Origin of the sequence: Synechococcus sp. BIOS-U3-1 (assembly GCF_014279975.1) — a bacterium.
Lineage (GTDB): Bacteria > Cyanobacteriota > Cyanobacteriia > PCC-6307 > Cyanobiaceae > Synechococcus_C.
This window is the reverse complement of record NZ_CP047936.1, coordinates 1,428,978-1,442,879: the sequence shown is the minus strand read 5'-3', so window position 1 is coordinate 1,442,879 and position 13,902 is coordinate 1,428,978. Positions and strand designations below refer to the sequence as shown.

The following is a 13,902-nucleotide window of genomic DNA, read 5'->3' as shown; positions in this document are numbered from 1 at the left end:
GTCGGAGTGTTCGTTCACGACCAATTTTTGCCCGATTGATGCGTAGGCTTCTCGCCATTGATTTCCGGTTCCGGCTTCGCCGATGACACACCCTCACCTTTCGGTTGACTCGTGCCATCGATCTTCCATCGGTCCGATTGACACACCCGACCGTCTGTTGCTGGGTCCCGGACCCTCCAACGCCCATCCCACCGTTCTTCAGGCCCTTTCACGCACACCAATTGGTCACCTTGACCCGTTGTACGTGGAACTCATGGGTGAGGTGCAGGAGCTCTTGCGTTACGCCTGGCAGACCGACAACCGCCTGACGCTGCCGATGAGTGGCACAGGTAGTTCAGCGATGGAAGCCACATTGGCGAACACCGTTGAATCCGGAGACACGGTTCTGGTTGCTGTGAAGGGTTACTTCGGTAATCGCCTGATGGACATGGCTGGTCGTTACCGCGCCAATGTGCAGGTGATTGAGAAGCCTTGGGGTGAGGCTTTCACCCTTGAAGAGATTGAAGCAGGGATCAAGAAGCACAAGCCTGCGATCTTTGCAATGGTCCATGCCGAAACGTCCACTGGGATCTGCCAGCCGATGGAGGGTGTCGGTGATCTTTGCCGTGAGCATGATTGCCTGCTTTTGCTCGACACAGTGACCTCCCTTGGTGGTGTGCCGCTCTATCTGGATTCCTGGAAAGTTGATCTGGCCTACAGCTGCAGCCAGAAGGGTCTCAGCTGCCCTCCTGGCCTTGGTCCCTTCACGATGGGCCCGCGGGCAGAGGCCAAGCTGGCTGCTCGAAAAGACAAAGTTCCCAACTGGTATCTAGATGTCTCGCTGTTGAACCAGTACTGGGGCAGCAACCGTGTTTATCACCACACTGCGCCAGTCAATATGAACTTCGGCATGCGTGAAGCACTACGTCTTCTCGCCGAAGAAGGACTCGATAATGCCTGGGCACGTCACCGTCGTAACGCGGAAGCCCTCTGGACTGGCCTTGAATCACTCGGCCTAGAGATGCATGTGCCCGAAGAGCTGAGATTGCCGACGCTCACCACGGTTCGTATTCCCGAGGGTGTGGATGGCAAGGCTTTCTCTTCTCACCTGCTCAACAACCACGGCATCGAAGTGGGAGGAGGTCTCGGTGTGCTTGCCGGCAAAATCTGGCGGATCGGTCTGATGGGCTACAACTCCACCCCTGAAAATGTGGATCGCCTGCTCAATCTCTTTGAGACCGAACTGCCACGGTTCCGGCAGAATGCTGCCGTCGCTGCCTAAACCAGCGCCCCAGTAGGGCGGATGCTTCACTCTCCATCACGCCTCCCACGACTTTCATGTGATGGTGAGAACTGGAGTGTTTTGAGAGATCAATCGTGCTTCCCAGGCCACCACGTTTGGGATCGTGCGCTCCGTAGATCACCTGACCAACGCGGGCTTGGACGAGAGCTCCTGCACACATCGGACAGGGTTCCAGCGTCACGATCAGTGTGCACTGATTCAGTCTCCAGTCGCCGAGAATCAAGGATGCTTGGCGTAGAGCCACCAGTTCCGCATGCCCGAGTGGATCTGAAGCCGATTCGCGCCGGTTGCTGCCATATCCGATGCATCGTCCCTTCGTATCCAACACCAACGCACTGACAGGGATCTCTCCCGACTCACCCAGTCGCTCGGCACGTCGGAGCAGGCGGCGCATCCAGGCGTGCATCTCAACGGTCTCCATCTCGACCGGTGTCAGTCGCACATCCACCCCAAACGTGCACAGGTGTCCAATGTGCCACCGCAGGTGAGAATGGCTGTTCCTTCCGCTCCATCCTTGCTCGGATCCTCCAGGACTTCATCGGCGCCATCAACTGCGACGGAACTGTCCGCATTTGCACCCTCCGATGCGCTGGATCCGCAATTGCAGCGGTTCCTGGAGGACGCCAGTGCTCGCCTGTGTGAATGGCTCGGGTCAGCTTCCAAACGATCGCCGCTGCCAGCTCTGCGGCTGCTCCCCGAGGCGTTCCCTGAAAGGCAGGGTGTGGCTCCGGACCGTCTGCTGGATGATCTTCAGCAGTTAATGGATGGGGCATACCAGCCCAACCATCCAGGTGCACTCGCGCATCTGGACCCTCCTCCCAATACAGCGTCAATCGCTGCTGAACTGATCTGCGCCGGACTGAACAACAATCTGCTGGCCGAAGAGCTGTCACCGAGTCTCAGTCAACTGGAGCGTCAGCTCTGTAGTTGGTTTGCTGCCCGTTTTGAATTGCCCGATGGTGCTGGCGGTGTCGCTGCGAGCGGTGGCTCCCTCAGCAATCTCACTGCTCTGGTGACTGCCCGACATCGGATGGGTCTGGACCATGACCCCAATGCGGTGATTTTGATCAGTGATGACGCTCACGTGTCACTGCAGAAGGCGGCCAGGGTGATGGGGCTGAGGCCTGATGGCATTCAACGCGTTCCGGTTGATCCACAAGGACGCATGGACATTTCAAAGCTGCAAGAGCATCTGCAGGGGCTGACGAAGCACAACCGACCTTGCATCGCAGTGGTGGCGACAGCGGGCACGACAGTGCGCGGAGCGATCGATCCGATTCCCGCTCTGGCTCAGTTCTGCAGGGATCATGCCCTTTGGCTGCACGTAGATGGAGCGATCGGTGCTGTCTTTGCTCTCTGCCCTGGCACATCGAACTTGATGGCTGGGCTTGGCCAGGCCGATTCCATCACGGTGAACCCTCAGAAGCTGCTCGGAATTGCCAAGACTTCGTCTCTTCTACTGGTCCGTGATCAGTCAACCCTTCAGGAGACATTCCACACTGGCCTTCCCTATATGGAACCCGCCTCCGCTGTTGCCCATGGCGGAGAACTCGGGCTTCAGGGAAGTCGCTCTGCAGAGATCCTCAAGCTCTGGCTCGGGTTGCGTCAACTGGGTGAGCAGGGGATCAATGAAGTGCTGGAGAAAGCTCTGCTGAGACGTCAGCGCCTGGAACAGGGTCTTGATTCCACTGCAATGGAGATCACCTCAGGTCCCCTCCATTTGCTTGCCTGTGCTCCGCTTGGAGCGGATTCAGCGCGTTGCGATCAATGGTCAGCAGCTGTGCGACAACGGCTGCTTGATCGGCAGATCATGGTGTCCAGACCGGTTCATCAAGGACGGCATCGCATCAAAGTGGTGCTGGGCAATCCCCACACCTCCAATGCGCTGATTGACCAACTGGCGGCCGAACTGAACGACTGTTCACGGGAGATGGTGTGATGCCTGCAGCAAAGAACGAGCGAGGACGCTGGGTTGCCATCGTGACCGGAGCCATGTCAGTGCTGATTGGTGTGTTGTATCTCGGTCTGATCACGGTTCTTGATAGCCGCGGTCCGATGCGTCCTCCGCCGCCCGAGGCCCTGGCCGGGGCGGAAGTCGTTTCTTTGCCTCCTGCTGTAAGGGCTCCACCACCCGCCGCAGTGCCGCCTTCAGAAAGTCCTGAAGAGAGCGATCTCGCTGGTTGAGCTCGTAGTGGTGCTGAACCACGTCCTGCACTCCGCCGTCGCCCCAGTCTTGATCCTGTTGGAAGTAGGTCATGAAACTGGCACCCGCGATTCTGGTGAGCCAGCCGGCGGCCACACCCTGTACCGCCCGACCGAGTAGCAGGGTCGGCAGGTTCACACTCAACGCTGTACCGATTAGAGCTACTCCGCCTTTGACCACCCCCAGCCCAGCAAGGGTCCTGCCCACCGAGATGGCTAGCTCCTGGGCCCTGCCACGAGTCAGCTGGATGCCATACACCGCTCCCACCTCCATCACCATCTGGGCATTCACGGCCGCTGTACCCAGTAAATCGATTCCGGGTAATGGCGTTGCGGCGACGACACCGGCACTAATCCATGTGTAGCGATCGACGATTCTCCGGGCCTCGTCCGTGCGCTGACGGTCGAGAAGATCCCTACCGGCGGAGCCAAGATCTCTGCATTGCAGAAGGATGTTGTCTGCTAGCAGTTCCTCTCCATCGGCATGAAGCACTGCCGCTAACCGTCTGACCAGCAAGCCGATTTCGGCTGGTGGCTGAACGGGACGTTGACCAGGACGGGGCAGTGATTGGGGGCGTGCGCTTGCAGGAATGACATCCTCGGGTTGCAGCCATTCCGCGCAGCGTTGCCGCAACAGCTGAAGCAACCTGCGTTCCTCCTCCTCACCTCTCAGATCACACTTATTGAGTACCAGCACAAGACGCTTGCCCAGTCCCGACAGGCTTTGAACCACGTTGAGTTCGCTCTTGCGCAGATCGCCATCGACCACAACGATCATCAGATCCGCTCTGCTGGCTTGGCGACGTGCCTCCTGCTCGCGTCCCCTCCCTTCCTGTCCTGATTCGAGGATTCCCGGCGTGTCCACGAGCAGTACCCCACGCTCCAGACCTTTGAGCCGGAGCCTGTAACTGCGACTTTCGCTGGTGGAGCCCATTGCGGCGCCAACATCGCCGACGATCTCTTTGAGCAGGGCACGGATTAGGGAAGTCTTCCCACTAGATCCAGTGCCGAAGACCACAAGCACGAGATCACCACGTTCCAGTTCCCTCGCGACCCGTTGCCGTTCCTGCAGCAGAGACTGACGTGCCACATCGTCTTGAAGTCGTTCCAGCAGACGATCCACGCTGGACAGGCTCTGTTCCGCGGCGTCTCTACTGCTTGTCGGTGCCGGTCTGTCCTCGGGAGATGACGCGTGCCGACGCCAACCCTGTGTGCGCCAATGACGCAGCCATGGCAGCACGAACTGAATGACGACAGCCACAAGCAGAACCGTTCCGATCAGCAGCACGGGACCGACCAGCCAGGGAGGCAGCCAGTAACTCAGATCCCACAGCAGGTTTCGGATTCCCTGCAGCACCAGGCCAATCACCATGAGGGCGATCAAACCAGCGGCTCCAAACAGAATCCAACGTGTTGACCCCTTCATCCTCCGTTGAGCCCTCCTCGTCCCGCCGCGCGGATGATGTCAGCCCAGAGCGATGCCGCAAGGGCGCTTGAGCTCGCGGAGGGGCTGTTGTCGTCATTGCCAAGCCAGATGCCAAGCACCCAGCGGCGTGTGGGCTCGTAGCCCACGAACAGCAGATCTCGGCCTTCATTGGTGGTTCCGGTCTTTCCCCCTTCCTGTCCCCCGAGTGATGCAGCAGTGCCGGTTCCATTGCGTACAACTGCGCGCAGTAAGGCCTGCATCTGAGCCGCGCTGTCGCTGCGGACAGCCTTACGTCCAGGGTTCACGCCACGCTGATCGTCTCCGGCAAGGCTGCCGCAACCACGCAGTTTGTCGTCGCGACATGTTTCCGCATCGAGCAACCGACGAATCGTGTTGGGTGGCTTCCACTCTCCCTTGTTGAGAACGGCTGCATAGGCTCCTGTCAGTTCGATCAGTCGGACTTCGCTCTGGCCAAGTGCGAGGCCTGGAACTGGATCCAGTGGTGTTGTGATGCCAAGCGCTCTGGCTTGGCGAACCACTTGTTCAAGCCCAACGCGCTGAGCCAGGCGCAGAGCCGCTGTGTTGCTGCTGGTGGCAAAGGCTTTGGAGAGGCTGAGGCGGCCTTTGCAGCTACTTTCAAAGCGCTGGCCTCTCCAGTTCAGAGAACTGCAGTCAACGGTTTCGCTGGGTTTGATTCCCCTTTCCAGAGCAGCCAAGTAAGTCATCAGCTTGAACGTGCTGCCTGGCTGTCTCAGGGCCATAGATGCACGGTTGAACTGACTGAAGCGGTAGTCACGTCCACCGGCGATCGCCAGGACTCCGCCTGTGCTGCTATCGATCACCACGGCGGCCCCCTCACTCACGCCAAGTCCACCGGCATTGCTGACCAGAGAGCGCAGTTGCCGTTCCACCACCGACTGCAGGAGGGGGTCAAGGTGGGTTTCGATGAGGAAATTACCTTCTGCGGCCACTTCCGGACCCACGAGTGCTGTCAGGTCCCTGCGCACCTGATCGGTGTAAAAGGGTGCTGATCGGGTCAGAGCAGTTCGGCTGCAGGCCTGGGGTGCTAGCTGGATGGGTTGACGTCGCGCCAGACGAGCAGCGTCGAGTGAAAGGCGACCGGAATCGGCCATCTTGTTAATCACTCGGTTGCGGGCTTCAAGGGCCCGCTGTGGGTGACGGCAGGGATCATGACCATTGGGAGATGGCAACAGTCCAACGAGCAGGGCAGCCTGTTCCACGCTCAGATCAGCTGCTGATTGATCAAAGAAGGTCTTTGCGCTGTCTTCGAATCCCCAACCCACTCCGAGGTACACCCTGTTGAGATAACTGAGCAGCAGCTCCCCTTTGCTGAAACGGCTTTCCAGCTGGAGCGCGACCAGCAATTCGCGCCATTTACGTCCCAGGGTGTCGCCCTCACCGACGAGATCGGGGTAAAGGCTTCGGGCCAGTTGCTGGGTGAGGCTGCTGCCACCTTCGAGAACCCTTCCGCCGGTCAGGTTGGTCGCGAAAGCACGCAAGCTGCCGACAGGGTCTACCCCTGGATGCCACCAGAAACGATTGTCCTCGCTGCTGAGCAAGGCATCAATTAACAACGGCGAAAACGCTTCAAGGCTGTTCAGTTCACGATGTCGATTGGAATCAACCGACTTAAGTGGTTTGTTGTTGCCGTCATAGATGGCAAGCGGTCCCCGAACGCTGGCGAGTCGTCCACGTACCGGCACGTTGAGGGTGGCCAGACCCAAGAGCAGTCCTGCACCGCCGAGACAACACAGGATGCTGATCCCCAGGGACCTTTTGATGCGCTGATGAAGTCGTTGTTGAGGTCTCTCAAAGCCAATCCAGGGGCTATCCACTTCTTGGCTTGGGGCAAAACTGATCCGATCGCCGTCCTTGAGCTCCAGTTGCTGCACACGTCGCCCTTGCCACCACAGTCCGTTGGTTGACCCTTGATCCTTGAGAATCCAGTTTCTACCTTTCTTTTGCAGTAGGGCATGCAGCCGACTCACGGCTGCATGGTCGATGCGGATCTCCACATCTGTATCGCGTCCAATCCGATATCCCTCGCCATGCAGTTGCAGGGTTCGCTCAGCCTGATCCTGCTGATGAATGGTCAGCGAGGCCAATTCCCTTGGCTCAGCTGTTGGTCTGATCATCTCTGTTGCTGAAGGCGTCGATGGCGAAGCAGAGGACTGCCAGGTTGATGGCGACATCCGCCCAGTTGAAGATCGGAAACTGGATCGGTACAAGTTCGAGAAAATCGGTCACATGGCCGAGTCGCCAGCGGTCAATGCCATTGCCGATGGTGCCTCCGAGCAGAAAGCCCAGGGCCAGTCCCATCCAGAGATCGCGTCGCGCTTCTCGCCAGATCCAGATGCTGACGCCGATGGCAACCACCAGGCTGAGGATCCCTAGAGGCATTGAGGAATCTCGGAACAGACTGAATGCAGCACCGGTGTTGCGTACAAGATTCAGTTGCAGCAATCCGGGAATGAAGGGCAACGACCCTCCTGGAAGAAGGACGCTTCTGGCCCAATGCTTGCTGAGCTGATCAAGAACCACCATGAGCACACTCAGCGCAACGACACTGCCGCGTCGCATGCTTCTGGCTGGTCGACTGTTCATGGGATGCTTCCGGCTCATTCCACCCAGAGCACACGACGGGTTACGCGTGCGATCAGCCCAGCTGCGCAACACAGGGCCAGCTGTGCCGCTAGGGGGCCAAGGCTGTAGCTAAAGACAAGCTCGATCAGGGGTTCATTCCAGCGGTTCAGCGCAGTTCCCAGAGCAAGATTGAGCAGACCGCAGACCTGGATGGTGAGCAGGCCGGCCATGGCTGCGAGGGTCAATCTGGCGATGTCATTCATTCCGTTCTGCTGGGCCAGTCGACCGGTCAACCAGGCGGCAGGGACGAACCCAGCTAGATATCCGAATCCTGGATTCAGCACATAGGCGAAACCTCCACCTCCGTGGAAGACAGGCAGGTCCACCAAGCCGATGGTTAGATAAGCCACTGAAGCGATCACGCCCGCTCGTGGGCCCGCGACAAGGGCACAGATGAGCAATGCCGGAACCTGCCAGGTGCTGGGCAGACCCAACAAGGCTGGTGGCAATTCAGGCAGAGGCAAAAGCAGGGCAGTCGGGATCAGGCTTCCGACGAGGATCAGAAGCAAACCGGCGAGAGCGCCGCTCCAGGTGGCCAGTGCCCGCACGGGCAATCGTCAGCTCGCACCATCCTGCTGTAGGAGAGATGTATTGCCCAGCAGAGATGTCCGTTTCCATTGGTGACCAGGTGCGACTGGTTCGCCCTCAGACTTTCCTGAAAACAGCTGATCCGATGCCGATGCTGAGGCCTCCTGATCTTGTGGCCCACGATGAGATCGGCAGGGTCATGGCATTGCTGCCGGCGGAAACACTGTCGGTGCGTTTTGCTAGAGGCACGTTTTTGCTGTCCGTTGAGCAACTCACGCTGGTGAGCGAAGATCTCCAAACTTCCTCCAATCAACACGCTCCATCGGGCTCCGATGCCTTTTCTGATTCTGATATGTCTTCAGAGACGGAGGGTCTTGTTGATCAAGAGGACTGATTAACAGGCGGCACCTGCAGCGAGTGCGCTGAGGCCCCACTGCTTTTCCAGTGATGCCAGGGTTTCCGCTGGACCGCACAAGCTGAGTTGAGGACTCTGCAGATGGCGGCTTGCTGCCTCACACAAATGACTGGCTCGCAGCTGGTCCAGTTGGTTCAGGCAGCTCTGGTCATGATCGTCAGGGAGATTCAGACCCCGCAATTGGGCACGCCTCTCGGCTCTTTGGCCAGTGGTCTGGGACCCGTGAGCTAGCTGCCCCCTGAACTTGGCCTTAGCCAGCTTGAGATCTACCTCTGAAATGGTGACCTCCAACAGCTCACTCCAGCTGCTGATGAGAAGTTCGAGCGACAGTTCTGCCCTGTCCACTCCGGTCGATGCGTGCATCACGAATGGAGCCGCCCCAGCTCGTGCCGGGTGATGGACACCCACGTCGTAAGCGACTCCATGCTCTTCTCGAAGCCGTCGAAATAACAGGCTGGACATGCCTGATCCCAAGTGGGCCTGCAGCAGCCTTAGTGCCAGGTCGTCGGGGTGACCGTGGGGTAGAGCGGTCTGTCCCAGCATCAACACCACCTGTTCGGTGGGAAGAGCCTGAAGCCCGTAGGACGGTCTCTGGTTGCGATCCAATTCAGGCGATTTTTTTGTTGGTGATCCAGGTTTCCCGGAGTTTGGTCCGGTCCTGGTTGTGCCGAGCCACTCCTCCAGTCGTGCTTGGGCTCGATCAGGAATCGTTCCAGACAGTGCCAGCACCGATCCCTGGCTTTCGAGATCTGCCGCAAGGCCTGTGAGCTCGGCTCTCTGAAGCTGTTCGAGGTCGACGGCGATTCCCAGGGGATCGTGTCCATAGGGCCCCCTGCCGTAGGCCAACTGTCTCCAGCCATCAAAAGCACGATGGAAGGGATCCTCTTTTTGTCTCTGGAGGGCTTGCAGGCTTAGGTCTCGTTCCAGTTCAATCTGACTTTCGTCCAAATGAGGCTGGCGCAGCATCCAGCCAAGAGCAGGCATCAGACGGTCGGCATCGATATCGCGGCATTTGAGACTGATCAGAATTCCGTCTTCATGCGTGTCACAACGAAGACCGGCTCCGCAGCCTTCAACGAGATCTGCCAGTTGTAGATGGTCTGCAGGGCCGCATCCGCGGCTAAGCACTGAACCCAGAAGCTGGTGACCGCCCCTTTGTCCGAGAGGATCAGAACTGCTTCCCCGCCGGATCCAGAGCTTGGCGGAAAGCACCCCGGTCGTGGTTACCGGATCAAGAACAAGATCGCAGATGGGGCTCAAGCGTTGTCCTCCGATCGGGCAATCAGGGTGAAGCTGCGCTGGGGTTGAAGCAGGGGGATGACCCGTTCGCGCAGACTTGAGGCATTCCAGTGCATCAGATCCTGCAGTGGAGCCAGAAGGTCTCGGTGACGTCCCCACAGTGTCTGTGAGCCGGCACTGGCTGCAACAGCCCCAGGCGCTTCAAGACTGAAGCGATGACCGTTGCCCACGAGTTGCATCGCGCGATGGAATTCCTCATCCGTGATTGCGGTGTTCAAGCTGTTTTCAAGTTGTTGGTGGATCTCCCTCTCCACCTGTTCGATCTGATCTTCGGGGCAGCAAGCCTCCAGCATCACCAGGCTGCCCTGTTCCAGGGTGGTGACATCCATATCGATCGATTCAACAATCTGCAGCTCTTCCCGCAGCTTCTGCACCAGTCGGCTGCGCCGCCCCTCGGCGAGGATGGTTGTGGCCAGATCCGCTCCGGCGATTGCCAGCTGATCGTCAGCGGAGGCAACTGGCCAGACCATCATGAGCCGCGCTGCCTCTAGTCGAGGGAAGGTTCGGCTGTCCCGTCTGCAGCGGAAGCTGAGCGATGGCTTGGTAGTCCCCTTCAGATCTTCATCCGTCAGCTTGTTAAGCGCCGCCAAAGGGCTGTTGAGCACGTGACTGACTAAACCATCTTCGATCGTTCCGGCCACCGACAGGCAGCAATTGGCTCCCTGGTAGCGGCGATGGTGATAGTTGCGCATCCCCCCAGGGTTCATCTTCCGCAGGCTCGTCTCCCAACCAAGAATTGGTCTGCCGTAGCAGTGGGGAGCGCAACAGAGTTCCAGAAGGGTCTGCAACACCTGGTCATCTGGCTGATCTCGATACTGGGCGATCTCCTCGAGCACCACGTCGCGCTCCATTGAGAAACAGTCCTGCTCCAGCGCTGGATCGAGAACGAGATCCAGAAGAAGATCCACGGCTTCCTTGGATTCCGCGCTGGGCACAAGCACGTGGTAGTGCACGTCATCAAAACCGGTGGCTGCGTTGCTGCTGCCTCCCAATGCCTCGATTCTCCGATCAAATTCCCCTGGTCCCAGACGTCGACTTCCCTTGAACACCATGTGCTCGAGAAAATGAGCGATGCCCTCTTCACCGCTTCTCTCCCAGGCGCTTCCGCCTCGACACCAGAAGTCCAGGCAGGTCAGTGCCGCATCGGGTATGGCAGCTGTCACAAGGGTGCTGCCGTTTTGAAGAGTGCGGTGATCGAGCACCGGACCGGATGGGATCGCAGTCAGGGTCCCGTGGCAAAGTCCCATTCTGTGCAATTACGGATCGGATTGATGCCAGCGTCCCCGAGCGGTCAGGAGATGCACCCGCTGGTGATGGCTTTGGCTGCTCGCATCCGTCAGTGCAGGGATGGCTTTTCGGAGCTCAACCCACTGACGTTGACGGGTGATCTCGAGGAGATTATCGGCACGCTCGATGGTGAGGCCTTGTTCATCAGCAATGAGGTGCATTCTTGCCGTGGATTTCGCAAACTGCACCTGGAGATCGCGCGACTTGGACTCGGGCTCCAGATTCTTCATTGTGTCTTCTTTCCCGATCCGCGCTTCGATCTACCGGTGTTTGGCGCCGATATCGTCGCTAGCCCTGCGGGAATTTCTGCAGCCATCATCGATCTGTCCCCGGTCGGTGATCAGCTTCCCGAACGCATTGAACGTGGGCTTGAAGCCGTTGTAATTCCGCGTTTCGAACAGGTGCGAGAACTTCCCGCTTGGGCGACTATTTTCTCGCCTTTCGTGAGATTCATCCGCCCCGTGAATCAACAGGAAGAAGATCGTTTTGTGGAAGTGGTTGACGATTACCTCCAGGTTCTGGGGGATGCCGTGCAGGTCGCAGTGCCCGATGACCCCAGTGCTCCTTCTACTCTGGCCCGATATCACGGACAGGTCTCCTATTGCCGGCAACAGAAACGCAACGACAAAACGCGGCGGGTTCTGGAGAAAGCCTTCGGGACGGTATGGGCGGATCGCTACATCGAGGAGCTGCTGTTCGACGAGCCATCAAGCCCCTGATCGGACCGGGTCGGATCTGGATCGGCGTTGGGATGCTGGCGGTCCTGGCCGTTGGAGGTGGAGCGTTGATGCTGCGTCGCCCGCAGCCATCCACTCCAGTCGCCGCCTCCGAGCAGCAGGCGGCTCGAAAGCCAGAATCGGTCGCAGCCCTTGGAAGCCTCAGACCTGCCGGTGAAGTGCGTCGTCTGGCTGCGCCGATGAGCGGTTTCGGTGGCTCCCCGAGGGTGGCCACGCTGCTGGTCAAGGAGGGTGATCCAGTGAGCAAGGGGCAAGTGCTCGCTGTGTTCGATAACAGACCAAAAATAGAAGCGGATCTTGTTGCACTTGACGCGAAGATTCGCACCACTGAGATGGAGATACCTCTGAAAAGAAGAGAGGTTGCCCGTTACGCGCAGGCCGCCGGTCAGGGGGCAGCGAAGGTTGTTGTCCTTGAGGAAAAACAGAACGAACTCACCCTGCTTGAACGCAAAAGGACCGAACTGATCGCCGAGCGCGGAAAGCTTGAAGCTGATCTCAACGACAGCGAGCTTCGTTCTCCAATCGATGGCACGGCTCTCAAACTGCGTGCCCGAGTGGGTGAGCGTCCTGGCGCTGAAGGTGTCGTGGACGTTGGAGCCAGTCAATCGATGGAGGCTTTGATCGAGGTCTATGAGTCAGACATCAACCGCATCAATGTTGGGGAAACGGTCACGTTGATCAGTGAGAACGGTGGTTTCGAAGGTGATCTTCAGGGAACGGTTGAGCGCATCAGCCCTCAAGTGCGTCAACGACAGGTGTTATCCACGGATCCAACTGGAGATGCGGATGCCAGGATTATTGAGGTACTGGTGAGGTTGGATTCAGGGTCAACTCAGCGCGTTTCAAGGCTTTCGGGCCTGAAGGTGATCGCCCGATTCAGCTCCCCATGATCGGTCGCTTTCTGAGCGGGCGTCGAATTCCACTGGCTTCACTGATGCTGGTGCGCCAACCGGTTCGTCTGGCAGTTGCCTTGGCTGGCATCAGTTTCGCTGGAATTCTGATGTTTATGCAGCTCGGATTCCGTGATGGCCTCTTTGATGCCAGCGTCACGGTTCATCGACTCTTCGACGCTGACATTGTTCTGATTAGTCCACGGTCGACCAGTTCCGTGAGCATGGCCGGCTTCCCTCGCCGTCGTCTGGTGCAGGCCATGGCGTTGCCTGAGGTGAAGGGCATCACGCCCGTGCACTGGAATCTGCTGCTTTGGCGCAATCCCAAGACACGCGGCACCCGATCGATTCTTGCCCTTGGCTTCGAACCGGGTGATCCTCTATTTGTCGACTCAACGCTGGCGCCAAAGGCCCAGGTGCTGACCCAGAAAGGTCGGGTTCTGTTCGACGAGAAGTCGCGACCTGAGTTTGGTCCCGTCGCTGAGTGGTTCCGTGCTGGTCGAACGGTTGAAAGTGAAATTTCAGGTCGCAGGGTGCGAGTGGCTGGTCTGATTGAGCTCGGTAGTTCCTTTGGAGCTGACGGCAATCTGCTCACCAGCAGCGAAACGTTTCTCGATCTTCTGCCCAATACTCCACCAGGAAGCATTGAGGTTGGACTGGTTCGGTTGCAGCAGGGTTCTGACGCTGAAGCGGTGGTGGAGGAACTCAATGCACTGCTGCCTGAGGACGTCACTGTCCTCACCAAGCAGGGGTTCATTGATTTCGAGCAAAACTACTGGCGCACAAGCACCTCGATCGGCTTCATCTTCACCTTGGGTGCTGCGATGGGCTTTGTCGTCGGCTGCGTCATCGTCTATCAGGTGCTCTACTCCGATGTGAGTGACCACCTGCCGGAGTACGCCACGTTGATGGCCATGGGGTACAAGCTCAGAACCCTGCTGGGCGTTGTTGTTCGGGAGGGGCTTTTGCTCGCTCTATTCGGGTACCTACCGGCCTATGCAGCTGGGCAGGGGCTTTATTGGCTCGTGAGGAGTGCCACTGCGCTTCCTGTGGCGATGGATTTCAGTCGAGCCATGACTGTGTTCAGCATGATCCTGGTGATGTGTATGGCATCGGCAGGTTTGGCCATGCGCCGTCTGGTGGATGCCGATCCAGCGGAGATCTTCTGAGGC

Annotated in this window: 13 protein-coding genes; 6 read left to right on the top strand and 7 right to left on the bottom strand. The window is 58.5% G+C overall.

All coding sequences use genetic code 11. The features are described from left to right. The first annotated feature begins 82 nt into the window (after positions 1 to 82). A complete protein-coding gene (locus SynBIOSU31_RS07565) occupies positions 83 to 1,261 on the top strand; it encodes a pyridoxal-phosphate-dependent aminotransferase family protein (RefSeq protein WP_186488908.1) in 1,179 nt (392 codons plus the stop codon). Here SynBIOSU31_RS07565 and SynBIOSU31_RS07560 read toward each other — a convergent pair. Beyond that, on the bottom strand, positions 1,203 to 1,676 hold the full coding sequence (locus tag SynBIOSU31_RS07560) for a nucleoside deaminase (protein ID WP_186492923.1): 474 nt from the start codon (positions 1,674 to 1,676) through the stop codon (positions 1,203 to 1,205). The genes SynBIOSU31_RS07565 and SynBIOSU31_RS07560 overlap by 59 nt on opposite strands. Before the next feature lie 96 nt (positions 1,677 to 1,772). On the opposite strand from SynBIOSU31_RS07560, the gene SynBIOSU31_RS07555 reads away from it, so the two are divergent. After that, positions 1,773 to 3,221 carry a pyridoxal phosphate-dependent decarboxylase family protein gene (locus tag SynBIOSU31_RS07555; RefSeq protein WP_186488907.1) on the top strand — a complete coding sequence of 483 codons (1,449 nt, stop codon included), beginning with the start codon at positions 1,773 to 1,775 and terminating at the stop codon, positions 3,219 to 3,221. Between the two features lie 90 nt (positions 3,222 to 3,311). On the opposite strand, the gene SynBIOSU31_RS07550 is transcribed toward SynBIOSU31_RS07555, so the two are convergent. Genes SynBIOSU31_RS07550 through SynBIOSU31_RS07535 form a run of 4 tightly spaced genes read right to left on the bottom strand, consistent with a single transcriptional unit; the run spans position 3,312 to position 8,122 of the window. Further along, positions 3,312 to 4,910 (bottom strand): YcjF family protein, encoded by a 1,599-nt coding sequence (locus SynBIOSU31_RS07550; RefSeq protein WP_186488905.1) that lies wholly within the window; start codon positions 4,908 to 4,910, stop codon positions 3,312 to 3,314. After that, entirely contained in the window at positions 4,907 to 7,066 is a 2,160-nt protein-coding gene (locus SynBIOSU31_RS07545) for a transglycosylase domain-containing protein (protein ID WP_186488904.1), read from the bottom strand. Before SynBIOSU31_RS07545 ends, SynBIOSU31_RS07550 begins: the two co-directional genes overlap by 4 nt. Continuing rightward, positions 7,047 to 7,535 (bottom strand): signal peptidase II, encoded by a 489-nt coding sequence (gene lspA / locus SynBIOSU31_RS07540; protein WP_186488901.1) that lies wholly within the window; start codon positions 7,533 to 7,535, stop codon positions 7,047 to 7,049. Before lspA ends, SynBIOSU31_RS07545 begins: the two co-directional genes overlap by 20 nt. A 14-nt stretch (positions 7,536 to 7,549) precedes the next feature. Continuing rightward, positions 7,550 to 8,122: a biotin transporter BioY gene (locus SynBIOSU31_RS07535; RefSeq protein WP_186492922.1), complete on the bottom strand. Its 573-nt coding sequence runs from the start codon at positions 8,120 to 8,122 to the stop codon at positions 7,550 to 7,552. 56 nt (positions 8,123 to 8,178) lie between these two features. Here SynBIOSU31_RS07535 and SynBIOSU31_RS07530 point away from each other — a divergent pair, with 56 nt between their 5' ends. After that, positions 8,179 to 8,496 carry a DUF3148 domain-containing protein gene (locus SynBIOSU31_RS07530; protein ID WP_186488900.1) on the top strand — a complete coding sequence of 106 codons (318 nt, stop codon included), beginning with the start codon at positions 8,179 to 8,181 and terminating at the stop codon, positions 8,494 to 8,496. On the opposite strand, the gene SynBIOSU31_RS07525 is transcribed toward SynBIOSU31_RS07530, so the two are convergent. After that, positions 8,497 to 9,777 carry a M16 family metallopeptidase gene (locus SynBIOSU31_RS07525; protein ID WP_186488898.1) on the bottom strand — a complete coding sequence of 427 codons (1,281 nt, stop codon included), beginning with the start codon at positions 9,775 to 9,777 and terminating at the stop codon, positions 8,497 to 8,499. Next, complete coding sequence (locus SynBIOSU31_RS07520; protein ID WP_186488896.1) at positions 9,774 to 11,063, bottom strand: M16 family metallopeptidase; 1,290 nt, start codon at positions 11,061 to 11,063, stop codon at positions 9,774 to 9,776. Before SynBIOSU31_RS07520 ends, SynBIOSU31_RS07525 begins: the two co-directional genes overlap by 4 nt. Before the next feature lie 24 nt (positions 11,064 to 11,087). Between SynBIOSU31_RS07520 and SynBIOSU31_RS07515 the strand changes: the two genes are divergently transcribed. From SynBIOSU31_RS07515 to devC, 3 genes are read left to right on the top strand one after another with little or no spacing between them, the layout of a single operon-like run. Beyond that, on the top strand, positions 11,088 to 11,822 hold the full coding sequence (locus tag SynBIOSU31_RS07515) for a phycocyanobilin:ferredoxin oxidoreductase (protein WP_186488894.1): 735 nt from the start codon (positions 11,088 to 11,090) through the stop codon (positions 11,820 to 11,822). Positions 11,823 to 11,854: 32 nt separating this feature from the next. Beyond that, complete coding sequence (locus tag SynBIOSU31_RS07510; RefSeq protein ID WP_370593716.1) at positions 11,855 to 12,730, top strand: HlyD family efflux transporter periplasmic adaptor subunit; 876 nt, start codon at positions 11,855 to 11,857, stop codon at positions 12,728 to 12,730. Then, positions 12,727 to 13,899 (top strand): ABC transporter permease DevC, encoded by a 1,173-nt coding sequence (devC, locus tag SynBIOSU31_RS07505; RefSeq protein ID WP_186488890.1) that lies wholly within the window; start codon positions 12,727 to 12,729, stop codon positions 13,897 to 13,899. Before SynBIOSU31_RS07510 ends, devC begins: the two co-directional genes overlap by 4 nt. Positions 13,900 to 13,902: the final 3 nt, after the last annotated feature.

Bases quoted from the DNA above. Each gene is read 5' to 3' on its own strand.
- SynBIOSU31_RS07555 (WP_186488907.1), top strand. From the start codon at position 1,773: ATGGCTGTTCCTTCCGCTCCATCCTTGCTCGGATCCTCCAGGACTTCA.
- lspA (WP_186488901.1), bottom strand. From the start codon at position 7,535: ATGAACAGTCGACCAGCCAGAAGCATGCGACGCGGCAGTGTCGTTGCG.
- SynBIOSU31_RS07560 (WP_186492923.1), bottom strand. From the start codon at position 1,676: ATGCGCCGCCTGCTCCGACGTGCCGAGCGACTGGGTGAGTCGGGAGAG.
- SynBIOSU31_RS07515 (WP_186488894.1), top strand. From the start codon at position 11,088: ATGCCAGCGTCCCCGAGCGGTCAGGAGATGCACCCGCTGGTGATGGCT.
- devC (WP_186488890.1), top strand. From the start codon at position 12,727: ATGATCGGTCGCTTTCTGAGCGGGCGTCGAATTCCACTGGCTTCACTG.
- SynBIOSU31_RS07565 (WP_186488908.1), top strand. From the start codon at position 83: ATGACACACCCTCACCTTTCGGTTGACTCGTGCCATCGATCTTCCATC.
- SynBIOSU31_RS07510 (WP_370593716.1), top strand. From the start codon at position 11,855: ATGCTGGCGGTCCTGGCCGTTGGAGGTGGAGCGTTGATGCTGCGTCGC.
- SynBIOSU31_RS07545 (WP_186488904.1), bottom strand. From the start codon at position 7,066: ATGATCAGACCAACAGCTGAGCCAAGGGAATTGGCCTCGCTGACCATT.
- SynBIOSU31_RS07550 (WP_186488905.1), bottom strand. From the start codon at position 4,910: ATGAAGGGGTCAACACGTTGGATTCTGTTTGGAGCCGCTGGTTTGATC.
- SynBIOSU31_RS07520 (WP_186488896.1), bottom strand. From the start codon at position 11,063: ATGGGACTTTGCCACGGGACCCTGACTGCGATCCCATCCGGTCCGGTG.
- SynBIOSU31_RS07530 (WP_186488900.1), top strand. From the start codon at position 8,179: ATGTCCGTTTCCATTGGTGACCAGGTGCGACTGGTTCGCCCTCAGACT.